Source organism: Pseudomonas orientalis (assembly GCF_002934065.1).
Classification (GTDB): domain Bacteria; phylum Pseudomonadota; class Gammaproteobacteria; order Pseudomonadales; family Pseudomonadaceae; genus Aquipseudomonas; species Aquipseudomonas orientalis_A.
Window position 1 is genome coordinate 1,929,307 of sequence record NZ_CP018049.1, and the last position, 23,113, is coordinate 1,952,419.

Consider the following 23,113-nt stretch of genomic DNA (forward strand, 5'->3'; position numbering starts at 1 on the left):
AGCAAACTCGGTGTTTTCGCCGGTGGTGTCCCCAAATCGAGGGTGACCAAGCATGCAAGAAAGCGTGATGCAGCGCATGTGGAACAGCGGCTATCTTTCAGGTGGTAACGCTGCCTATGTGGAAGAGCTTTATGAGCTCTACCTGCACGACCCTAACGCTGTGCCAGAAGAATGGCGCACCAAATTTCAGACGTTGTCTTCAGACGGCAACGCTGCCACCGATGTATCGCATGCTGCGATTCGCGATCATTTCGTGCTGCTGGCAAAGAACCAGCGCCGCGCCCAACCGGTTTCCGCCGGCAGCGTGAGCAGTGAGCACGAGAAGAAGCAAGTTGAAGTACTGCGACTGATCCAGGCTTACCGGATGCGCGGCCACCAGGCGGCCCAGCTTGACCCGCTGGGGCTCTGGCAGCGTCCTGCACCTGCTGACCTGTCGATCAATCATTACGGCTTGACCAATGCCGATCTTGATACGACCTTCCGTGCCGGCGACCTGTTCATCGGCAAAGAGGAAGCGAGCCTACGCGAAATTCACGAAGCGTTGCAGCAGACATATTGCCGCACCATCGGCGCTGAATTCACGCACATCACCGATTCCGAGCAGCGCCAGTGGTTCCAGCATCGCCTGGAAGGCGTGCGTGGTCGTCCGGTATTGTCCGCCGATGTGCGCAGCCACCTGCTTGAGCGCGTGACCGCCGCTGAAGGTCTCGAAAAATACCTGGGTACCAAATACCCGGGCACCAAGCGTTTCGGCCTGGAAGGCGGCGAAAGCCTGATTCCGATGCTCGACGAACTGATCCAGCGTTCCGGTTCCTACGGCACCAAGGAAGTCGTGATCGGCATGGCTCACCGTGGTCGTCTGAACGTATTGGTCAACACCTTCGGCAAGAACCCGCGCGAGCTGTTCGACGAGTTCGAAGGCAAGAAGAAGGTCGAGCTGGGTTCCGGTGACGTTAAATATCACCAGGGCTTCTCGTCCAACGTGATGACCACCGGCGGTGAAGTTCACCTGGCCATGGCATTCAACCCATCCCACCTGGAAATCGTTTCCCCGGTGGTCGAGGGGTCGGTGCGTGCGCGCCAGGATCGTCGTAACGACGCAACCGGCGAGAAGGTCCTGCCGATTTCCATCCACGGTGACGCGGCATTCGCCGGTCAAGGCGTGGTCCTGGAAACGTTCCAGATGTCGCAGACCCGCGGCTTCAAGACCGGCGGCACGGTTCATATCGTCATCAACAATCAGGTTGGCTTCACCATCAGCAACCCGCTGGATGCGCGCTCCACCGAGTACGCCACCGACGTTGCCAAGATGATCCAGGCGCCGATCCTGCACGTGAATGGCGATGATCCGGAAGCCGTACTGTTCGTGACCCAACTGGCTGTCGACTACCGCATGCAGTTCAAGCGTGACGTGGTCATCGACCTGGTGTGCTACCGCCGTCGCGGTCACAACGAAGCGGACGAGCCAAGCGGCACCCAGCCGTTGATGTACCAGCAGATCACCAAGCAGCGCACCACCCGTGAGCTGTACGCCGAAAGCCTGACCAAGGCCGGCGTGCTGGATGACGCGCGTGTCCAGGCGAAGATCGACGAATACCGCAATGCGCTGGATAACGGCCTGCATGTGGTGAAAAGCCTGGTCAAGGAACCGAACAAAGAGCTGTTCGTTGACTGGCGCCCGTACCTGGGCCACACCTGGACTGCGCGCCATGACACCAGCTTCGACTTGAAGACGTTGCAGGAGTTGTCTGCCAAGTTGCTGGAAATCCCTGAAGGGTTTGTGGTTCAGCGCCAGGTTGCGAAGATCTACGAAGACCGTCAGAAGATGCAAGCCGGCGGCCTGCCGATCAACTGGGGTTACGCCGAAACCATGGCGTACGCGACCCTGGCGTTCGAAGGTCACCCGATCCGCATGACCGGCCAGGACATCGGCCGCGGTACGTTCTCGCACCGTCATGCCGTATTGCACAACCAGAAAGACGCGGGCACCTACATCCCGTTGCAGAACCTGTACGAAGGCCAGCCACGTTTCGACCTGTACGATTCGTTCCTGTCCGAAGAAGCCGTGCTGGCGTTCGAATACGGCTATTCCACCACCACGCCTAACGCGCTGGTGATCTGGGAAGCCCAGTTCGGCGACTTCGCCAACGGTGCCCAGGTGGTTATCGACCAGTTCATCACCAGCGGTGAGCACAAGTGGGGCCGTCTGTGCGGTCTGACCATGCTGCTGCCACACGGTTATGAAGGTCAGGGCCCCGAGCACTCCTCGGCCCGTCTGGAGCGTTACCTGCAGCTGTGCGCCGAGCACAACATTCAGGTGTGCGTGCCGACGACCCCGGCGCAGATCTACCACTTGCTGCGTCGCCAGGTGATCCGTCCGCTGCGCAAGCCACTGGTCGTGCTGACTCCGAAATCGCTGTTGCGTCACAAACTGGCCGTTTCGACCCTGGAAGATCTGGCCGAAGGTTCGTTCCAGACCGTTATTCCGGAAATCGATACGCTGGACGCCGCCAAGGTCACTCGCCTGATCCTGTGCAGCGGCAAGGTTTATTACGATCTGCTGGAAAAACGCCGCGCCGAAGGCCGCGAAGACATCGCCATTGTGCGTATCGAGCAGCTTTACCCGTTCCCGGAAGATGACCTCATGGAGATCATCGCGCCTTACACCAACCTCACCAATGTGGTGTGGTGTCAGGAAGAACCGATGAACCAGGGCGCCTGGTACAGCAGCCAGCATCATCTGCGTCGCAGCATCGGCAACCACAACAGGGCCCTGGGCCTGGAGTACGCCGGTCGTGATGCGTCTGCTGCACCTGCCTGTGGTTATGCGTCGATGCACGCCGAGCAGCAGGAAAAACTGCTGCAAGCTGCTTTCACTGTTTAACGCCTTCGCGCTGACTGAAACCGAATTTTAAGGACCTACAGATAATGGCTATCGAAATCAAAGCCCCGTCATTCCCGGAATCGGTTGCCGATGGCACCGTTGCCACCTGGCACAAGAAACCAGGCGAGGCCGTCAAGCGTGACGACCTGATCGTCGACATCGAGACTGACAAAGTCGTGCTGGAAGTGCTTGCCGAAGCCGACGGCGTGCTGGGCGCAATCGTGGCCGAAGAGGGCGCTACCGTCCTGTCGAACCAGGTATTGGGCTCGATCGAAGAGGGCAGCGCTGCTGCTCCTGCCGCCGCCGCTGCACCGGCTGCCGCTTCCGCACCTGCCGCCGCACCGGCTGCAGGTGGCGAAGACCCAATCGCTGCACCGGCTGCGCGTCAGCTGGCTGAAGAAAACGGCATCAACCTGGCTTCCATCAAGGGCACCGGCAAAGACGGCCGCGTGACCAAGGAAGACGTGGTTGCCGCAGTTGAAGCCAAGAAAAACGCTCCGGCTGCCGCACCTGCCAAGCCAGCTGCGCCTGCTGCCGCTGCGCCTGTGTTTGCCGCTGGCGATCGCACCGAGAAGCGCGTGCCGATGACTCGTGTACGTGCCACTGTGGCCAAGCGCCTGGTTGAAGCTCAGTCGAACATGGCGATGCTGACCACCTTCAACGAAGTCGACATGACCGAAGTCATGGCCCTGCGTTCGAAGTATAAGGATCTGTTCGAGAAGTCCCACAACGGCGTGCGCCTGGGCTTCATGTCGTTCTTCGTGAAAGCGGCCACCGAAGCGCTGAAACGCTTCCCTGCAGTCAATGCTTCCATCGACGGCGCCGACATCGTCTACCATGGCTATGCAGACATCGGCGTTGCCGTGTCCAGCGACCGTGGCCTGGTGGTTCCGGTGCTGCGTAACGCCGAGCTGATGAGCCTGGCCGAAATCGAAGGCGGCATCGCCGGCTTCGGCAAGAAAGCCCGTGACGGCAAGCTGACCATCGACGAGATGACCGGCGGTACGTTCACCATCACCAACGGTGGTACCTTCGGTTCGATGATGTCGACGCCGATCGTCAACCCACCGCAAGCCGCGATCCTGGGCATGCACAACATCATCCAGCGTCCAATGGCCATCAACGGCCAGGTCGTGATCCGCCCAATGATGTACCTGGCGCTGTCTTACGATCACCGCCTGATCGATGGTAAAGAAGCCGTGACGTTCCTGGTGACCATCAAGAACCTGCTGGAAGACCCGGCTCGCCTGCTGCTGGATATCTGATTGAAGCAGCCCCAGGTTGCGAGCTACAAGCTGTAGGAAAAAGCAGCTTGGCTTGCAGCTTGGGGCTAGAAGCTTGTCGCAAATAGAGGATCTATTTTCATGACACAGAAATTTGACGTTGTAGTGATTGGTGCAGGCCCTGGCGGCTATGTTGCCGCCATCAAGGCTGCACAACTGGGCCTCTCGACTGCTTGCATCGAAAAATACACCGACAAGGAAGGCAAACTGGCGCTGGGCGGTACCTGCCTGAACGTCGGTTGCATTCCTTCCAAGGCGCTGCTGGACAGCTCCTGGAAATTCCACGAAGCCCAGGATGGTTTCGCGATCCACGGTATCAACCATGCCGGCGTGACCATGGACGTGCCCGCGATGGTCGGCCGTAAAGCCAACATCGTCAAAGGCCTGACTTCCGGCGTTGCCACCTTGTTCAAGGCCAATGGCGTGACTTCCCTGCAAGGCCACGGCAAGCTGCTGGCCGGCAAGAAACTTGAAATCACCAAGCCGGACGGCTCGGTTGAAGTCATCGAAGCCGAAAACGTGATCCTGGCACCCGGTTCGCGTCCAATCGACATTCCACCGGCTCCAGTCGATCAGAACGTGATCGTCGATTCGACCGGCGCCCTGGAATTCCAGGCCGTGCCCAAGCGCCTGGGTGTGATCGGCGCCGGCGTCATCGGCCTGGAGCTGGGTTCGGTATGGTCCCGCCTGGGTTCGCAAGTGACCGTGCTCGAAGCCCTGGACACCTTCCTGCTGGCCGCCGACACCGCCGTGTCCAAGGAAGCCTACAAGACCCTGACCAAACAGGGTCTGGACATCAAGCTGGGCGCGCGCGTTACCGGTTCCAAAGTCAACGGCGAAGAAGTTGTCGTGACCTACACCGACAAGGAAGGCGAGCAAACCATCACCTTCGACAAGCTGATCGTAGCCGTCGGTCGTCGCCCCGTGACCACCGATCTGCTGGCCTCCGACAGCGGCGTGAGCATCGATGAGCGTGGTTTCATCCACGTTGACGATCATTGCGCAACCACCGTACCGGGCGTTTATGCGATCGGCGACGTGGTTCGTGGCATGATGCTGGCCCACAAGGCTTCCGAAGAAGGCATCATGGTGGTCGAGCGCATCAAGGGTCACAAAACCCAGATGAACTACGACCTGATTCCATCGGTTATCTACACCCACCCGGAAATTGCATGGGTCGGCAAGAACGAACAGCAGTTGAAAGCTGAAGGCGTTGAAGTTAACGTCGGCACCTTCCCGTTCGCCGCTTCTGGCCGTGCCATGGCAGCCAACGACACCGGTGGTTTTGTCAAAGTCATCGCTGATGCCAAGACTGACCGCGTATTGGGCGTCCACGTGATTGGTCCAAGCGCTGCAGAACTGGTTCAGCAAGGCGCTATCGGTATGGAATTCGGCACCAGTGCCGAGGACCTGGGCATGATGGTCTTCTCCCATCCGACCCTGTCCGAAGCGTTGCACGAAGCAGCGTTGGCAGTGAATGGCGGCGCCATCCACATCGCCAACCGCAAGAAGCGCTAAGCGAGATAATAAGAAACCACGGCGGAGTTGCCCGTCGTGAGCCTTGCGCGCAAGACTCACCGCGGAATATCCGCTGGACGCAGCCTTGTGCAGCTTTACGGGCCATAAGCCCCGCAGGTTGCGCAAGCAGCAGTCACAGGTGGCGCGGCACTCATAATGAGCGCAGCGCCGAATGCGCAGTACCTAACGAAGACGGTAAAAAGCATGAATCTTCACGAGTATCAGGGTAAGCAGCTGTTCGCTGAATACGGCCTGCCAGTTTCCAAGGGCTACGCAGTAGACACCCCGGAAGCAGCAGCAGAAGCTTGCGACAAAATCGGCGGCAGCGAGTGGGTTGTCAAAGCCCAGGTCCACGCCGGTGGTCGCGGTAAAGCGGGCGGCGTCAAGCTGGTTCGCAGCAAAGAAGACGCCAAGGCCTTCGCACAGCAGTGGCTGGGCAAGCGTCTGGTGACTTACCAGACTGATGCCAATGGCCAGCCAGTCACCAAGATCCTGGTTGAATCGTGCACTGATATCGCTAAAGAGCTGTACCTGGGCGCTGTCGTTGACCGTTCGAGCCGTCGCATCGTGTTCATGGCGTCCACCGAAGGTGGCGTGGACATCGAGAAGATCGCTCACGAAACCCCAGAAAAAATTCTGAAGGCCACTATCGATCCACTGGTTGGCGCTCAGCCATTCCAGGGTCGCGAGCTGGCTTTCCAGCTGGGTCTGGAAGGCAAGCAAGTTGCCCAGTTCGCCAAGATCTTCGTCGGTCTGGCCAAACTGTTCCAGGATCACGATCTGGCCCTGCTGGAAGTGAACCCGCTGGTGATCAAGGCTGATGGCGATCTGCACTGCCTCGACGCCAAGATCAACATCGACGCCAACGCCATGTACCGTCAGCCAAAGCTGAAGACTTTCCACGATCCGTCGCAAGACGATCCGCGCGAAGCGCACGCTGCCAAGTTCGAACTGAACTACGTAGCGCTGGAAGGTAACATCGGCTGCATGGTCAACGGTGCCGGCCTGGCCATGGGTACCATGGACATCGTCAACCTGCATGGCGGCAAGCCAGCCAACTTCCTCGACGTAGGCGGTGGCGCTACCAAGGAACGCGTAACCGAAGCGTTCAAGATCATCCTGTCCGACTCCAACGTCGCAGCAGTACTGGTCAACATCTTCGGCGGCATCGTTCGTTGCGACATGATTGCCGAAGGCATCATCGGTGCAGTGAAAGAAGTCGGCGTTAAAATCCCGGTTGTTGTTCGCCTTGAAGGTAACAACGCTGAACTGGGCGCTAAAGTACTGGCAGAAAGCGGTTTGAACATCATCGCGGCTACCAGCCTGACCGACGCTGCTCAACAAGTTGTCAAAGCTGCGGAGGGCAAGTAATGAGCGTCCTGATCAATAAAGACACCAAAGTTATCTGCCAGGGTATTACCGGTTCGCAAGGTAGTTTCCACACCCAGCAAGCCATCGAGTACGGCACCCAGATGGTTGGCGGCGTAACGCCGGGCAAAGGCGGCACCGAACACCTGGGCCTGCCAGTGTTCAACACCGTGAAAGAAGCAGTAGAAGCCACTGGCGCCACCGCCAGCGTGATCTACGTTCCAGCACCTTTCTGCAAGGACTCGATCCTGGAAGCGGCCTTTGGCGGCATCAAGCTGATCGTGTGCATCACCGAAGGCATTCCTACCCTGGACATGCTGGACGCCAAGGTTAAGTGCGACGAACTGGGTATTACCCTGATCGGCCCTAACTGCCCAGGCGTGATCACCCCAGGCGAATGCAAGATCGGCATCATGCCGGGTCACATTCACTTGCCAGGTAAAGTCGGTATCGTTTCCCGTTCCGGCACCCTGACCTACGAGGCTGTGAAGCAGACCACTGACGCCGGTTTCGGTCAGTCGACTTGCGTCGGCATCGGCGGTGACCCGATCCCGGGCTCCAACTTCATCGACATCCTGAAGCTGTTCCAGGAAGACCCGAAGACCGAGGCTATCGTGATGATCGGCGAGATCGGCGGTTCGGCTGAAGAAGAGGCGGCTGCCTACATCAAGGCACACGTGACCAAGCCGGTTGTGTCCTACATCGCTGGTGTGACTGCCCCTGCGGGCAAGCGCATGGGCCATGCTGGCGCAATCATCTCCGGCGGTAAGGGCACTGCAGACGAGAAATTCGCTGCGCTGCAAGACGCAGGTGTGAAAACCGTGCGTTCGCTGGCAGACATCGGCAAGGCCCTGGCCGAGCTGACCGGTTGGGCCGTCAAGTAAGCCTCGCGCTTAGCTGACGCTTCACCCCCACAAAGGCCACCTTCGGGTGGCCTTTGTGCATTCTGGGCTCAGCAACGTATCTGAGGTTGGTAGAGATCCAAATGTGGGAGGGGGCTTGCCCCCGATAGCGGGGTGTCGGTCATGATGATGTGACTGAACCACCGCTATCGGGGGCAAGCCCCCTCCCACATTTGATTGCATTGTCAGATTAAGTATGAAAACGCGACATTTGAATGTCGCTTATCGGACAGTACGCCCCGCAACAGTGCGTTTGTCAGTCTAATTCTGTACTCTAGCCGCCTCTTTATGCGCCCGTATCCCAAAAGGAAGCTGCGCGCCAGACCGGTCGGCCTCTATAAGGGCCGGCAGTATTTCCCTCATCCACAGGGAATCCCCCTCTAAATTCCGATTCAGTAGTGTGGTATTTCCTCAAAATGAAAGTGTTGAAAAGCCAGGATATCCTGGCGTTGGGCTTTATGACGTTTGCCCTGTTCGTGGGCGCCGGCAACATCATCTTCCCGCCTATCGTTGGTTTGCAGTCCGGGCCTCATGTGTGGATGGCGGCCCTGGGGTTCCTGATTACGGCAGTCGGCCTGCCGGTCGTCACCGTGATCGCGTTGGCCAAGGTCGGCGGCGGCATGGATGCGTTGAGCAGCCCGATCGGCAAGATCGCCGGTGGCCTGCTGGCGGCGGCGGCGTACCTGGCGGTAGGGCCGCTGTTCGCCACGCCGCGCACGGCCACCGTCTCGTTCGAAGTGGGCCTGGCGCCGCTGACCGGGGAAAGCCCGCTGGCGCTGTTCCTCTACAGTTCGGTGTACTTCCTGGTGGTGTTCTTTGTCTCCCTGTATCCGGGTCGACTGTTGGATACCGTCGGCCGTTTTCTCGCGCCGCTTAAGATCATCGCGTTGGCCATCCTCGGCGTTGCCGCGTTTGCCTTGCCGGCCGGTGAGGTCGGTGTCGCCACGCCGGAATACGTCGCTGCGCCGTTCTCCCAGGGCTTTATCAATGGCTACCTGACCATGGATACCCTCGGCGCGCTGGTATTTGGCATCGTCATCGTCAACGCGATTCGCTCCCGTGGCGTTGAGTCGCCCAAGCTGATCACGCGTTACGCGATCATTGCCGGGCTGATTGCCGGTGTGGGCCTGGCGCTGGTGTATGTCAGCCTGTTCCGTCTGGGTTCAGGCAGCCATGCGGTGGCCGCTGGTGCCAGTAACGGTGCTGCGGTGCTGCATGCGTATGTACAACATACCTTCGGTTCCCTGGGCAGCGGCTTCCTCGCTGTGCTGATCTCCCTGGCGTGCCTGGTGACCGCCGTGGGCCTGACCTGTGCCTGTGCCGAGTACTTCAGCAAAATCCTGCCGCTGTCCTACAAGACCCTGGTAGTGATCCTGGCGCTGTTCTCGCTGTTTGTGTCCAACCTGGGCCTGACCAAGCTGATCGCGTTCTCCATTCCGGTGCTTACTGCGATCTACCCGCCGTGCATCGTGTTGGTGGCGTTGAGCTTCTGTAAGGATTTCTGGCAGGAACAGGGGCGTATCGTCGGTCCGGTGATGCTGGTGTCATTCATCTTTGGTTGCATTGATGCACTCAAGGGGGCGGGCCTGGCGGATTGGATGCCAGCGCAGTTGATGCATCTGCCGCTGAGCGAGCAAGGCCTGGCGTGGCTGGTGCCGTCGGTGATGATGCTGGTGGTCGCTGTCGTGGTTGACCGCGTGCTCGGTAAGCGTAGCGAAGCCATCGCTTAAGATTTTTGTTCGTACGCTGTAACCAGGAATGCCCCGTATCAGCCGATACGGGGCATTTTTATTCAGGGCAGAACAGTCGCCTGTTGCCGGCCCTAGTCTTTGGCGAAGTCAATGATCCACTTCTTCATCGCGTCATCCACCGTGCCGGCGCCTCCTTCAACCAACGTGTAGCTACCATCAGCCATAACATCAACACCCGAGGCCCCGGCCATTTCGAAGGACACTCCCTCGGTGCTGATCAAATCCAGCAGCGGTTGCCGGCCACTGCTGTCTGTTTGGCTCAAGGTTGTTGCCAGGCCGATTTTGGATTCAGAAAGGGATCCGCCGACCAGTATTACTTTGTCACCGCTTTTCAATGAGGCTTGTAGTTCTCTTACTGCATCAAAGCCCTTGCGGCCGTTCAAGGGGGCTTCCAGATTGCTGCCCTGCAAGTGCATCAGTGTACGGGTGTTGTAGGTTTTGCCATTCCAGCCTGACAACACAGCGAGCGCTGAACAGTCCGAGAGGCCGCGAGTGGATAGGGTGGATTCGCCTCCCTGGATAGTTTTCGACATACCCATTTCCACCGACGTTGCAGGCACGGGCACAGCAGAGCGTCCAATGATTTTCCTTAGCTGGTCCGGTAGCTTGAGCCCTCCCGGCAAACCGATGGGTGCCCACTCGCCATTCCCTTTGCTCAGCAGCGTGGCCACTCGTTGTCCCGTCTGCGGATTTACAACGTTTACATACCCCGATTCGAATTTAAATGCCGGGCTTACCTCATAGGGCCTGTTGATCCCTGAGTTATCGGTGTAACGAATCAGCCATTTGCCGGCAATCTGCTGCGGCCCAGTGGCGCGCACGGGGATCGCTGCCAGTAGCTGATTATCCAGCGCATGAGCGCAGAGATCCCCACGGTTTAACGTCTGTACAGTGTGGGCCGCGGTTGGCGATTGGATCGGGATGCGTGAGGGGAGGCCCTCCGATAACGTAACCGGAACCGGCGCGAGGTGATGGCTTGGGGCACCAGCAGTAGCTGGCGAGATTGCCAGGCGCTGTTGGGGCGTGTGCGCAGGGGCTCTGAATACCGGGCGCAACCGGGTCCTTCTGAGTAAAGGAATACCCGACGCGGCCATGGCGAAGTCGGTGTACACCGCGCCCCATTGCCCCGGTTGGGTGAGGAGCCTGGGCAGGCTTCGTCCGGATGCACGCAAGGCCCTTAACGTAGCCTTGGAGACTCTGGTGAGGGCTGAAATACCGGGGTTGACCGCGCTCAGGCTCAGCAACAGTTGGGACATATCTGCGGCGAACATCAGCTTGTTGACCGTGGAACGGGCCGATACATCTGCGCTGGTGGTCATCTGAACCAGGGCTCTTGCTCTGAGCAACTCCAGCTCCTGCATGTATAGGCTGTCACTGGTGCTCCCTTTGATTGGCTTTAGCCTGATGCCCGCTTCATGATCGGCTGCGAATGCCTTGAGCCATCTGCTGATCCCAGGCAAAAACAGGTCGTCGTAAATACCATACCGATCAGCCGGTGATATCCGTTGGTCCATGTAGGTTTTCCACTGGGCAGTGTTGAGCAGCTCGTTAAGTTGATCCTCGTCCACAATCTCTCTGAAAGGGCGTCCGTCGGGAGCATCCGGGCTGTACAGGACAAGGGAGGGGTGGTTGGTCGGTTTGATGACCAGCATGCCTTGGACGGGTTTGCCGTCCACGGCCACGCTGTGCGAGACGATAGACGCACCCTTCACCATTGGCCAGGTGGTGGAATCGTCATGCTCAAGTGTTGCTTTGATCCACTGTTCGGCGATCTTTTGCTTGTTCAGGTAGGCGTCGGGATCCAGGCTGGTGATGAACGCGTCCTTGGCCATCCTTGCCTTTTGAAGTTCTTTCCAGGCGTTGGGTAGCGCTCTAGCTTCGTCGGAAGTGGCGGTGGGGCTGAGTTTTTCATCCAGTAGATTAAGGTATTGGCCGCCCACATCGGTTTGACTGATCAGCTCCTCAAGGAAGGTTTTATCCAATGTCAGCAGGTAGTTTGCGTTGGCATCGACCACCCGAGCGGTCCAGGTGCTCGTCAGCGAGTTATCCTTCCATGGCGCTGTGTTCATTAGGGCCATTTCGGTCAGCGACGTGTTGTCGATCTTCGGCTTTGGGGCGTTTTGGGTGCCTGACAAGCCGCTATTGCCCGGCGGCTGTGTTGTTATCTGAACCATCACGTTGTCAGGGTCTATTTGCGCATTCGGGTAGCGGTCCTGCAGTTTGACTTTCAACGCCTGGGCCAGTAACTGTTTGGCGAAAGTGTTCAGGGAAGGGATGCTTCTCAATAATGGTTGCAAGTGCGCAAGGCTTTTGTGTTCCGCTTCGTCCAGTTCCCTGTAGGTCGTTTCTTGTTCGAGGGTCAGTTCCTTGAGCCATTGCGGCTGCAGCTTGTTGTTCAGCTGTTCATTGCGTGCGAGCAGAGCGTTACTGCCGTCGAAATGCAGTGAAAGATCCGCCGCATCATTGACGGATGCGACAGTTTCGGCAGAAAGCAGCGAGGGTGTACGAGCGGATTGCGTGGCAGTCTGCGCTTCGGCGAAGCCGTACTGCATGGCGTCATTGACCTCGTCCGCCTGGCGCTGCAACAACTGGGAAAGGGTCTGCGCCACGACGTCGCCGGTGACGGGAGCGAACCCCAGCAGTAAGTCATCGCCCCATTGAGGGGCGCGACTGTGTTCTACCGACACCGGCAAACTTTTGAGTAGTTGGTTGGCCTTCTCGCCGCCGTTATTGATCCTCTGCATCAGTTCTTCGCGGGCGTCGCCGGCGCTCGCGAACTCCTCAAAACCTTCTCCGGGGGTATACAGCACCACAGGTCCAGTGGTGTCATCCAGTCCGATGCTTCTGGTGTCACTGGCGGTATAAGGCGCCTCGGCCGACGACCCGTCACTGCGGGTGATAAGAAAGCAACCGGCTAAAAGGGCACCGTTGGCGGAGTTGTCATCTATTCGGATGGGATACACCCCGGGACGGTCCCCAGCGGAAAGTTCGCGTTCGCGTACCTCGAGGGTCGGGTACTGAAAAGCGGTATCGATCAGCTTTTTGCCCGTCTCGCTGAGGGTGCCGTCTTCAAACCGTAACGCTGCCTCGGTAGAGAGCATTTGCCGGTGCAGGCCGAGTAATTGGGCCAGGCGTGATGGCTGTTTGAAGGGGCCCTCGGGAGATCTGTTCCAGTAGCTACTGAGCGCCTCGGGGAAGCGGGTTGCGATATTTTGTGCAAGCGTCAGCAGGGAGCCCTGATGCTCCAGCGTGTTCTGGGGCCCCCCTGCAGGTCCGTTATTGTAAAAGACGATTTGCGTGTCGGCACCGTGTTCTTCAGCGTTAGGCGAACCCGTGACGGCGTTCACGTGGATTTGCGCGACCTTATTGATCAATGCCTGCGATAAGGTTTGTGTAGAAATCAACACGGGCTCTGCCGGCGGTTGAGTTCGATAGGTGTTGACGAGGATGACATCGGGGTCGATTGGCTTGAGCTGGGGAAAGGCTTTTGTCAACTGAGCCTGGATGAAGCGTTGGAGCGTCATCTGGTGACTGAGCAAATCAGTAATCTTGCGGTTGTATGTCTGATGCAGCTCAATCAATTGGAGTTGCGCAGCGACTGGGTCTGCTCCCGTCGTATCGGCGGCGACCGGCGTTATGCCGCTTACCTCAAGCTTTATCCGATCATCGGGGGCTAATCCGAGCGGCCTGGGCTGATTGTGACTCGATAAAGCTACTTGTGGTGTCCTCGATTCAGAAGCTGTACTGACGGACAGTTGGGTTTCTTGTGGCGCGGGTGTCTGGCGGGGGGAGAGAGAAGTCGAGTGCATGGAAGTCCTACGAATAGAGAGTAGTTCCTTCTGTCTGAGAATGAGTGACCGGGGCTTCGTGCCAGGGCTTAACTAAGTGATAAAAGGCGTCCTGCTGGTTCCCAGGCCGAGCTTGTGTACATCGTGAAACAGGAATTGTCATAAAGAACAGGCAGTGCGGTCGGGTTTTTGATATTTGTTCCAGATCTTTCAGGACACCGCAGGCCCTGTTGCAGTGACGGTAGAACGGGAGCCGCCGTCATAGGCTCGCTGATGATCCCACTGGGATGCACGGAATTCACCTTTAGAAGGACCCGCATGTCGTTCGTCGAAACCAACCTGATCCACCTTCTAGCCGCACTCTGGTTTGTTATCTGCTGGGGCGGCTATACCCGCTATGCTACTTGGAAAGCCCGTGACACCGCCTGCCTGGCCAGCGTGTTGCACCTGTACCGCGAAGACTGGATGCGCCGCATGCTGCTGCGCGATAACCGCATCGCCGACGCCAGTGTGATCGGTAACCTGGAGCGTAACGCCTCGTTCTTCGCCTCCAGCACGTTGATCATCCTCGCCGGCATCCTGACGGTGCTGGGTGCCTCGGAGCGAGCGGTGTCATTGCTGGCGGATATCCCCTTGGTACAGCAGGCCTCCCAGGGGATGTCGGAGATCAAGTTGCTGTGCCTGGCGCTGGTGTTTGTCTACGCCTTTTTCACCTTCAGCTGGTGCATGCGCCAGTACAACTTCGCCGCGGTGCTGGTGGGCTCGGCACCGATGATTGGTGAGCGGCATGTATCTGAGCAGGAGCGCAATGCATTTGCCTTGCGCGCGGCGCGGGTTATTTCGATGGCGGCCAACCAGTTCAATTTTGGCCTGCGGGCGTATTATTTCGGCATGACCATGCTGGCCTGGTTCGTCAGCCCCTGGTTGTTCATGTTGATGAGCAGCGGGGTGGTGCTGGTGCTTTACCGCCGTGAGTTTCACTCTGACGTTTTGCAGGTGATGGTGTATACGCCGACGAATATGCAAGCCCCGGATCCTGCAAAAGACAGCGTGACTTAAAGGCCCGGGTAAAACTGCAGGCAAAGAAAAGCCCGCTCTATAAGCGGGCTATCTTTTGCAGCACGACAGCACTACATCCTGCAATTACTGCTTGGCAGGCTCTGCAGGGGCGGCAGGTGCAGCTTCTTTGGCGGCGGCAGCGTTCGATTCAGCCTGAGCTTTGGCAGCATCGGCGTTTTCTTTCGCAGCGTCGTTCACTTTATCCTGTGCTTTCGCCATGTCTTGCTGAGCTTGCTCAGAATGTGCGGCGGCGTCTTGGGCTTTGTCTTCGGATTTCTTGTCGCAGGCAGCCAGACCGAGGGCAGCGGCCAGCATCATGGAAATAGCTAATGTCTTGCGCATGGGTGTTTCTCCTTATTGAAGATATCTACTGGCCTTTCGAACTCATGGGGCCAGCATTAGTTCCTTGTGTTCCACAGATATATAAAGCTTTTCGCCAGGAACTTTCCAAATTATTACCTATCCGGCCGACCCAGACTAATAAGAATTTAAAAAACATGACTGAAAGCCCTTTGTTAGACCGAGCTACCCGCTTTGTTTCGGCGCTTCGCCACTGCCATGTACTGGGAATTACGGTCCATGCCGCGACAGAGCAGGGCATGACTTTGGTGATGCCCTATGGCGCGCATATCGTCGGTGATCCCCGTACCGGCATCATCCACGGTGGCGCGCTGACGTCATTGATGGACACCGCCTGCGGCATGGCCACTTTGTGCGTACTGCCCGAGTTCGAGGTCTGCCCGACCCTGGATTTGCGCATCGACTATATGCATCCCGCCGAACCGCATAAGCCGGTGCATGGCTTCGCCCAGTGCTACCGGGTCACCACCGATGTGATCTTCACTCGCGGCTTTGCCTACCAGGACGACCCGCAGCAGCCCATTGCCCATGTGGTGGGCACATTCATGCGCATGGGCAAGCGACTCAAGGGCACCCAGGGACTGGGCGGCGCGATCAGGGGAGAACAGGCATGACCCATCGATTCAAGACGCGCCTGGAGCAAGCCCTTGAGCGCGGCGATTACGCGGCACTGCTCGATCTGGTGCCCTACGCAAAGCTGATCGGGGTCGAATGCACACGCTCAGGGGACGAATTGTTGTTTCGCCTGCCGGCCAGCCGGGACAACATTGGTAACCCTATATTACCGGCGTTGCATGGTGGGGTGATCGCCGGCTTCATGGAGCTGTCGGCGGCATTGCACCTGCTCGTCTTCACCGGCGTCCCGGGCCTGCCGAAAATCATCGATTTTTCCCTGGATTACCTGCGCGCCGGCCAGTTTCGCGACACCTACGCCACCTGTCAGGTGTGCCGGCAGGGGCGGCGCGTGGCCAATGTGGCGATCACCGCTTGGCAAACCACCCCCACCGAGCCGATTGCCACCGCTCGCGCCCATTTCAAGATCGAGGAATTGCCGCTCTTGAAATCCCGGTCTTAGCCCCCAACTTTGATGACAACCCGCCGCCAACCCTTTCGGGCGCGGCCACTGCCATCCAATTGGAGTTTGATGACCATGAGTGTGGAAACTCAAAAGGAAACCCTGGGCTTCCAGACCGAGGTGAAGCAACTGCTGCACCTCATGATCCATTCGCTGTATTCCAACAAGGAAATTTTCCTTCGCGAATTGATCTCGAACGCCTCTGACGCTGTCGACAAATTACGTTTCGAAGCCCTGTCCAAGCCTGAGTGGCTGGAAGGTGGCGCCGAACTGAAAATCCGTGTGAGCTACGACAAAGACGCCAAGACCGTCACCCTCGAAGACAACGGTATCGGCATGAGCCGTGAGGACGCGATCACCCACTTGGGCACCATCGCCAAATCCGGCACCGCAGATTTCATGAAGAACCTGTCGGGCGACCAGAAAAAAGATTCTCACCTGATCGGCCAATTCGGTGTGGGCTTCTATTCGGCTTTCATCGTGGCTGACAAGGTTGAAGTATTCAGCCGCCGTGCCGGCCTCGACGCCAGCGAAGGCGTGCACTGGGCTTCCAAAGGTGAGGGTGAGTTTGAAATCGCCACCCTCGACAAGCCTGACCGTGGCACCCGTATCGTGCTGCACCTCAAGCAGGGCGAAGAAGAATTCGCCGATGGCTGGCGCCTGCGCAACATCATCAAGAAATACTCCGACCACATCGCCTTGCCGATTGAGCTGCCGAAAGAACAAGCGGCTGCCGAAGGCGAAGAGCCGCCGGCCGAGGAATGGGAAACCGTCAACCGCGCCAGCGCTCTGTGGACCCGTCCGCGTACCGAGATCAAGGACGAGGAATACCAGGAGTTCTACAAGCACATCGGTCACGACTACGAAAACCCGCTGAGCTGGAGTCACAACAAGGTCGAAGGCAAGCTGGAATACAGCTCCTTGCTCTACGTGCCGGCTCGTGTGCCGTTCGACCTGTACCAGCGCGAAGCGCCGAAGGGCCTGAAGCTTTACGTACAACGTGTGTTCGTGATGGACCAGGCGGAATCTTTCCTGCCCCTGTACTTGCGTTTCATCAAGGGTGTGGTCGACTCCAACGACTTGTCGCTGAACGTATCGCGGGAGATCCTGCAGAAAGACCCGATCATCGATTCCATGAAGTCGGCGCTGACCAAGCGCGTACTCGACATGCTGGAAAAACTGGCGAAGAACGAGCCTGAGAAATACCAGGGCTTCTGGAAAAACTTCGGCCAGGTCATGAAAGAAGGCCCGGCGGAAGATTTTGCCAACAAGGAAAAAATTGCCGGCCTGCTGCGTTTTGCTTCGACTCAAGGTGAAGACGGCGAACAGGTTGTGTCGCTGGCCGACTACCTGGCACGCGCCAAGGAAGGTCAAGACAAGATCTACTACCTCACCGGCGAAACCTACGCTCAGGTCAAGAACAGCCCGCACCTGGAAGTCTTCCGCAAGAAAGGCATCGAGGTCCTGCTGCTGACCGACCGTATCGATGAGTGGCTGATGAGCTACCTCACCGAGTTCGACGGCAAATCCTTTGTGGACGTGGCACGCGGCGACCTGGACCTGGGTAACCTGGACTCCGAGGAAGACAAGAAAGCCGCCGAGGAAGTCGCCAAGTCCAAGGAAGGCCTGGTTGAGCGGATCAAGGCATCCCTGGGTGAGGCGGTCAGCGAAGTGCGGGTTTCCCATCGCCTGACCGACTCTCCGGCGATCCTGGCCATTGGCGAGCAGGACCTGGGCATGCAGATGCGTCAGATCCTTGAAGCCAGCGGCCAGAAGGTGCCGGATTCCAAGCCGATCTTCGAATTCAACCCGGCTCACCCGCTGATCGAGAAGCTCGACGGTGAGCAGAACGAGGAGCGCTTTGGCGACCTGTCGCACATCCTCTTTGACCAGGCGGCCCTGGCCGCTGGCGACAGCCTCAAGGACCCGGCCGCTTATGTGCGCCGACTGAACAAGCTGTTGGTGGAACTGTCGGTTTAACACCGTTGTAGAAAAAACCCGCTTCGGCGGGTTTTTTCGTTTGTAGGAGCGAGCTTGCTCGCGAAAAACGTCAACGATAACGCGCATATTCTGAATCAACGCGGTGCCCTGAAGTTTTTCGCGAGCAAGCTCGCTCCTACCGTTGCATTACTGCTTCTGCGTGTACTTCAACTGGAGAAAATGATGAGCCAAGTCACAGTACGTTCCGTGGTCTATCAGGTTGATGGCCAGTCTTATGAAAGCCGCCTGGCGTTCGACGCCAGCCACAAGGGCCCGTTGCCGGGGCTGCTGATGGCACCGAACTGGATGGGCGTTAGCGCGGGGGCCGAAGAGATCGCCAAGACCGTCGCCAGCAAAGGCTATGTGGTGCTGATTGCCGACTTGTATGGGCAAACTGTGCGGCCGACCAATGGCGATGAAGCCGGCGCGGCAATGATGCCGTTAAAGAATGATCGGCCGTTGTTGAACAAGCGTATGCAAGCGGCCTTTGAACAACTGCAAGGCCAGACCGAGGCAGCGGTTGATACGTCTAAACTGGCGACCTTCGGTTTCTGCTTCGGCGGCTGCTGCTCCCTGGAATTGGCCCGTACCGGTGCGCCGGTGAAGGCGGCTATTTCGTTCCACGGCACGCTCGACACGCCGAACCCGGCGGAGGCGAAGAACATCAAGGGTTCAGTGCTGGTGCTGCATGGCGCCTCCGACCCGCTGGTACCGAAAGAACAACTGCCGGCGTTCGAAGATGAAATGAACGCAGCGGGTGTGGATTGGCAGTTGCTCAGCTACGGTGGCGCGGTGCATTCCTTCACTGATCCCCATGCCAATGTGCCAGGCAAGATGATGTACGACGCCAGGACTGCTGCACGGGCGTTCCAGTCGATGCATAACTTGCTGGATGAAGTGTTCAAGGGCTGATATTTCAGCGCTCTTTCGGGCCTCATCGGGGGCATGCCCCCTCCCACATTTTGGATGTCTTCACAATGTGGGAGGGGGCTTGCCCCCGATGGCTATTTCGCAGGCAACTCAATTCTTTCTGACTCCCCCTGCACAGTGAGCCAATCCCCAGCCGCCCATCGCTGCCGCGCCTGCTCGACCGGAAGTTGGCGTTATTGGCTGAAGGCGCCTTCCGAAAGTGTTGTCTCAATGCTGACTTCGGCGGTGGTCATCAGTTTGTGCACCGGGCACTTGTCGGCGACGCGGTGCAGCTCATCACGCTGAGCGTCGGTCAGCACGCCCTTGAGGGTCAACTTGACGTTGAGCGTATATTTACCTTTTTGCTCTTCGGCGGCGTCATGGGTCACTTCTACTGTTACACCGGTGAGCGGAATGTCCTTCTTCTGCGCGTAAAGCCTGACGGTCAAGGCTTTGCACGACGCCAGCGCGGCATCGAAATAGTCGTGAGGAGAGGGGGCGGAGTCGTCACCGCCCAGGCTCTTGGGCAGGTCGGTAAACAGCTCGTGGTTGTTGATATTAACGCTGTGACGGAAGTTGTCAGCGTTCAACGTATTGACGGTAACAGGCATGGCGAACCTCACAAGGCTGTGGATGACGGTCTTGCAGTAATAGAACATGCCGGCACCTGGGTGTTCCAGGTTTTTGTCCCTGCTGAACCCTGGTGCGCGGCGCAGGGTCTACTCCTATCAGTCCCTATCGAGGTATCACCGTGCTCTGGACCCGTGTGAGTTTTGCCCTGATGCTCGCCGCCAGCAGTCTTGCCGTGCAGGCCCGCGACTATGCCTACAGCGACGCCCACCTGCATTACGTGGACTTTTTCCAGGAAACCGCGGGCATGGACAAGCTGCTCAAGGCCATGGCGGAAAATCGCGTCGAGCATGTGATGATTTCCGGTATTCCCGTGGCCAAAAAATGGCACGAGGACGAACCCAAGCGCCCACGCTATTACGCAGGCGACGATGCCGATGCCTACTGGTACAGCGCCACCGATGTGATCGTCGCCGCTGCGGTCAATAAGCTCGGCCCGGAACAGCTCCAGCACTTTCATCCGTTCCTGGCCGGTTTCAACCCCAACGACAAAAACTCTGCCGCCCACATCCAGCGCATGCTCGACCTCAACCCAGGGCTGTGGCAGGGCATTGGCGAAGTGTTTACCCGCCACGACGATCTCACCGCGCTGACCTCGGGTGATACGCCACGCGCCAACAACGAGGCCATGACGCGCATCTATCACTTGGCGGCGGAGAACGACCTGCCGGTGATGCTGCACTCCAACATCACCTCCAAGCGCGAGCGCAACCCGTTGTACCTGGCCGAAGTCGAGCAGCCGTTGCGCAACCACCCGCACACACGCTTCATCTGGGCCCACGCCGGTACCAGCAAGGAGATTCACCGCCATCAGGTGCAAATGGATTTCCTGCTGCCTACCCTGAGCCGCCTGCTCGAGGCTTATCCCAACCTGTATATCGACCTGTCCTGGAGCGTGCTCACGCCCTACTTGCTGGATGATGCGGGCAAGCCCAGGCCGGAGTGGGTCAAACTGGTGGAGCGCTTCCCTGATCGCTTCATGCTGGGCTCTGACGTGGTAGGGCGTTTCAACAAGCTGGGTAAGGAAATGCGCGGTTTTGACCCTTTCCTCGACGCATTACCTGAAGACGTCGCCCACAAGGTCGCGCGGGATAACTTTCTGGCCATCCTGCCCAAGTCGACCCGCAATGAGGGCGCGCATTGAGGTCGGGTTTTGGTGTTGCGTAATTGAGGTGATCCTATCGCGCATAGGTATCTTCACAACTGTGTAGCGGCCAACGGTAACCGCGATGCGAAGCGAGCCGCCCTTGATCTTGATCTTGATCTTGATCTGCTTTTGATCTCAGGCGCGCCGTTAAACCACGCTGGCCGAACGCAGGCTTGAATCCGTGGGTAACCCGGCAGGACGCCGGGTTAGCCGTACTGGGCCAGGGATGGCCCATTGCGGCGGCCCACGGATTCAAGCCTGCGTTCGGGCACACCGAGCCTAGGCGAGGTGCCGAGTGGTGGGGCAAGAGCGTTTTGCTTACTTTTGACTGGGCCGGCATTCCGGCTTTTCAAAAGTGAGCCGCCTTAAGGGCGGAACCCATAGCAGCCGTTACCGCAGAAACGGATATGTACTCGGTCTGATCCGGTATCCTGGTCGGCCCGGAGGCCGCCATCGGGGGCAAGCCCCCTCCCACATTCGACCGCATTCTTTGGGCCAACTCGGTCAAATGTGAGAGGGGCGACTCACTTGCCCCGATGCACGTGACTCGGTCTCATTCAATCGCCCATAAAAAAGCCCCGAACCAGTCGGGGCTTTTCATCGGTCAAGCGTCAGGCCTTACTTACCCTGCCAGCGTTTCAGCACCAGGGTGGCATTAGTGCCACCAAAGCCGAAGCTGTTGCTCATCACAGTGTCGATTTTCACATCTTCAACGGTCTTGGTCAGGATCGGCATATCGGCGACGACCGGGTCGATCTCGTCGATGTTGGCCGAGCCGGCCATGAAGTTGCCTTGCATCATCAGCAGGCAGTAGATCGCTTCGTGAACGCCGGCGGCACCCAGGGAGTGACCCGACAGGCTCTTGGTGGAGCTGATTTTCGGCGCGTTGTCACCGAATACCGCACGCACGCCTTCCATCTCCTTGGCATCGCCAACCGGAGTCGAAGTGCCGTGGGTGTTCAGGTAGTCGATCGGGGTATCGACGGTGGACATGGCCATCTGCATGCAACGGATGGCGCCTTCACCGCTTGGCGCAACCATGTCGTAGCCGTCGGACGTCGCGCCGTAGCCAACGATTTCCGCGTAGATCTTCGCGCCACGGGCCAGAGCGTGTTCCAGCTCCTCGACCACCACCATGCCGCCACCGCCGGCGATGACGAAACCGTCACGCTTGGCGTCGTAGGCCCGGGAGGCCTTCTCCGGGGTTTCGTTGTACTGGGTGGACAGCGCGCCCATGGCGTCGAACAGGAACGACTGGCTCCAGTGTTCTTCTTCACCGCCGCCGGCGAATACGATGTCCTGCTTGCCCAACTGGATCTGCTCAACGGCAGTCCCGATGCAATGGGCGCTGGTGGCGCAGGCGGAGGAGATCGAGTAGTTCACACCCTTGATCGCGAACGGCGTGGCCAGGCAAGCCGAAACGGTGCTGCCCATGGTCCGCGTGACACGGTACGGGCCGACACGTTTCACGCCTTTTTCACGCAGGATGTCCAGCGCTTCCATCTGGTTCAGGGTGGATGCGCCGCCGGAGCCGGCGATCAGGCCGGTACGTACGTTAGACACCTGGTCGTCGCTCAGGCCGGAGTCGGCGATCGCGTCTTTCATGGCCAGGTAGGCATAGGCGGCAGCGTGGCCGACGAAGCGATAGATCTTGCGATCAATCAGTTCTTCGAGGGGCAGGTCAATGGAGCCGGAAACCTGGCTACGCAGACCCATTTCGGCATATTCCGGGTTGAAGCGGATGCCAGGGCGACTTGCACGCAGGTTAGCGGTGACGGTCTCTTTGTCATTGCCCAGGCAAGAAACGATGCCCAGACCAGTGATAACGACGCGGCGCATGCGGATAACCCTTAAAAGTTGTCAGTGGAAGTGAATACGCCGACCCGAAGGCCTTCGGCAGTATAGATCTCGCGACCGTCGACAGTCACCGAACCGTCGGCAATGGCCAGGTTCAGCTTGCCCTTGAGGACGCGCTTGATTTGAATGTTGTAGGTGACTTTCTTGGCGGTCGGCAGGACCTGGCCAAAGAACTTCACTTCGCCCGAACCCAGGGCCCGACCGCGACCCGGCAGGCCTTGCCAGCCCAGGTAGAAGCCGACCAGTTGCCACATGGCATCGAGGCCCAGGCAGCCCGGCATCACCGGGTCGCCTTCGAAATGGCAGGCGAAGAACCACAGGTCAGGGGTGATATCCAGCTCGGCGACCAATTCACCTTTGCCGTACTTGCCACCTTCTTCGCTGATATGGGTGATGCGATCCACCATCAGCATGTTCGGGGCGGGCAGTTGCGCGTTACCTGGGCCGAACAGCTCACCGCGACTGCAGCGCAGCAGGTCTTCCCGAGTAAAGGCGTTTTGTTTGGTCATGCGAGCTCCTCAATAATCCCATGCGGCAGGGCAGGGCAAATCTTCCCGAACCGGATGAAGCGTTCATGCCTCATAGCGGCAGCCTACACATAG

17 protein-coding genes are annotated in these 23,113 nt (G+C 58.5%); 12 read left to right on the top strand and 5 right to left on the bottom strand.

Annotation, left to right across the window (positions count from 1 at the left end; translation table 11 throughout):
* Positions 1-52: 52 nt before the first annotated feature.
* The 6 genes from BOP93_RS08790 to brnQ all read left to right on the top strand — a co-directional run bounded on the left by BOP93_RS08790 (position 53) and on the right by brnQ (position 9,685).
* Positions 53-2,884: a 2-oxoglutarate dehydrogenase E1 component gene (locus BOP93_RS08790; protein ID WP_104502294.1), complete on the top strand. Its 2,832-nt coding sequence runs from the start codon at positions 53-55 to the stop codon at positions 2,882-2,884.
* Between the two features lie 44 nt (positions 2,885-2,928).
* Entirely contained in the window at positions 2,929-4,149 is a 1,221-nt protein-coding gene (gene odhB / locus BOP93_RS08795) for a 2-oxoglutarate dehydrogenase complex dihydrolipoyllysine-residue succinyltransferase (RefSeq protein WP_104502295.1), read from the top strand.
* A 99-nt stretch (positions 4,150-4,248) separates the two neighbouring features.
* Positions 4,249-5,685: a dihydrolipoyl dehydrogenase gene (gene lpdA, locus BOP93_RS08800; protein ID WP_104502296.1), complete on the top strand. Its 1,437-nt coding sequence runs from the start codon at positions 4,249-4,251 to the stop codon at positions 5,683-5,685.
* A gap of 204 nt (positions 5,686-5,889) precedes the next feature.
* Positions 5,890-7,056, top strand: a complete 1,167-nt coding sequence (gene sucC / locus BOP93_RS08805) for an ADP-forming succinate--CoA ligase subunit beta (protein WP_003190011.1) — start codon at positions 5,890-5,892, stop codon at positions 7,054-7,056.
* On the top strand, positions 7,056-7,937 hold the full coding sequence (gene sucD, locus BOP93_RS08810) for a succinate--CoA ligase subunit alpha (protein ID WP_065884237.1): 882 nt from the start codon (positions 7,056-7,058) through the stop codon (positions 7,935-7,937). Before sucC ends, sucD begins: the two co-directional genes overlap by 1 nt.
* 434 nt (positions 7,938-8,371) lie before the next feature.
* Positions 8,372-9,685 (top strand): branched-chain amino acid transport system II carrier protein, encoded by a 1,314-nt coding sequence (gene brnQ, locus BOP93_RS08815; protein ID WP_104502297.1) that lies wholly within the window; start codon positions 8,372-8,374, stop codon positions 9,683-9,685.
* A gap of 92 nt (positions 9,686-9,777) precedes the next feature.
* Here the strand turns inward: brnQ and BOP93_RS08820 are convergent, their stop codons facing one another.
* A complete protein-coding gene (locus BOP93_RS08820; protein WP_157943487.1) occupies positions 9,778-13,515 on the bottom strand; it encodes a dermonecrotic toxin domain-containing protein in 3,738 nt (1,245 codons plus the stop codon).
* Between the two features lie 297 nt (positions 13,516-13,812).
* Between BOP93_RS08820 and BOP93_RS08825 the strand changes: the two genes are divergently transcribed.
* A complete protein-coding gene (locus BOP93_RS08825; RefSeq protein ID WP_104502299.1) occupies positions 13,813-14,553 on the top strand; it encodes a DUF599 domain-containing protein in 741 nt (246 codons plus the stop codon).
* Positions 14,554-14,637: 84 nt separating this feature from the next.
* On the opposite strand, the gene BOP93_RS08830 is transcribed toward BOP93_RS08825, so the two are convergent.
* The gene (locus BOP93_RS08830; RefSeq protein WP_057722672.1) at positions 14,638-14,895 is read right to left on the bottom strand and encodes a hypothetical protein; all 258 of its coding nucleotides are present in this window, start codon (positions 14,893-14,895) and stop codon (positions 14,638-14,640) included.
* Between the two features lie 155 nt (positions 14,896-15,050).
* On the opposite strand from BOP93_RS08830, the gene BOP93_RS08835 reads away from it, so the two are divergent.
* From BOP93_RS08835 to BOP93_RS08850, 4 genes are all read left to right on the top strand, one after another.
* Positions 15,051-15,527, top strand: a complete 477-nt coding sequence (locus BOP93_RS08835) for a PaaI family thioesterase (protein WP_104502300.1) — start codon at positions 15,051-15,053, stop codon at positions 15,525-15,527.
* The gene (locus BOP93_RS08840; RefSeq protein WP_104502301.1) at positions 15,524-15,988 is read left to right on the top strand and encodes a PaaI family thioesterase; all 465 of its coding nucleotides are present in this window, start codon (positions 15,524-15,526) and stop codon (positions 15,986-15,988) included. The genes BOP93_RS08835 and BOP93_RS08840 overlap by 4 nt, the downstream gene beginning before the upstream one ends.
* A 75-nt stretch (positions 15,989-16,063) precedes the next feature.
* Entirely contained in the window at positions 16,064-17,968 is a 1,905-nt protein-coding gene (htpG, locus tag BOP93_RS08845) for a molecular chaperone HtpG (RefSeq protein WP_104505255.1), read from the top strand.
* 183 nt (positions 17,969-18,151) lie between these two features.
* On the top strand, positions 18,152-18,880 hold the full coding sequence (locus BOP93_RS08850; RefSeq protein ID WP_104505256.1) for a dienelactone hydrolase family protein: 729 nt from the start codon (positions 18,152-18,154) through the stop codon (positions 18,878-18,880).
* A 191-nt stretch (positions 18,881-19,071) separates the two neighbouring features.
* Here BOP93_RS08850 and BOP93_RS08855 read toward each other — a convergent pair whose 3' ends face one another.
* Complete coding sequence (locus tag BOP93_RS08855) at positions 19,072-19,488, bottom strand: OsmC family protein (RefSeq protein ID WP_104505257.1); 417 nt, start codon at positions 19,486-19,488, stop codon at positions 19,072-19,074.
* A gap of 170 nt (positions 19,489-19,658) precedes the next feature.
* Between BOP93_RS08855 and BOP93_RS08860 the strand changes: the two genes are divergently transcribed.
* The gene (locus tag BOP93_RS08860) at positions 19,659-20,651 is read left to right on the top strand and encodes an amidohydrolase family protein (RefSeq protein WP_430758790.1); all 993 of its coding nucleotides are present in this window, start codon (positions 19,659-19,661) and stop codon (positions 20,649-20,651) included.
* A gap of 621 nt (positions 20,652-21,272) precedes the next feature.
* Here the strand turns inward: BOP93_RS08860 and fabB are convergent.
* Entirely contained in the window at positions 21,273-22,493 is a 1,221-nt protein-coding gene (gene fabB / locus BOP93_RS08870) for a beta-ketoacyl-ACP synthase I (RefSeq protein WP_104502303.1), read from the bottom strand.
* 11 nt (positions 22,494-22,504) lie between these two features.
* The gene (gene fabA, locus BOP93_RS08875; RefSeq protein WP_003210552.1) at positions 22,505-23,020 is read right to left on the bottom strand and encodes a 3-hydroxyacyl-[acyl-carrier-protein] dehydratase FabA; all 516 of its coding nucleotides are present in this window, start codon (positions 23,018-23,020) and stop codon (positions 22,505-22,507) included.
* Positions 23,021-23,113 lie beyond the last annotated feature (93 nt).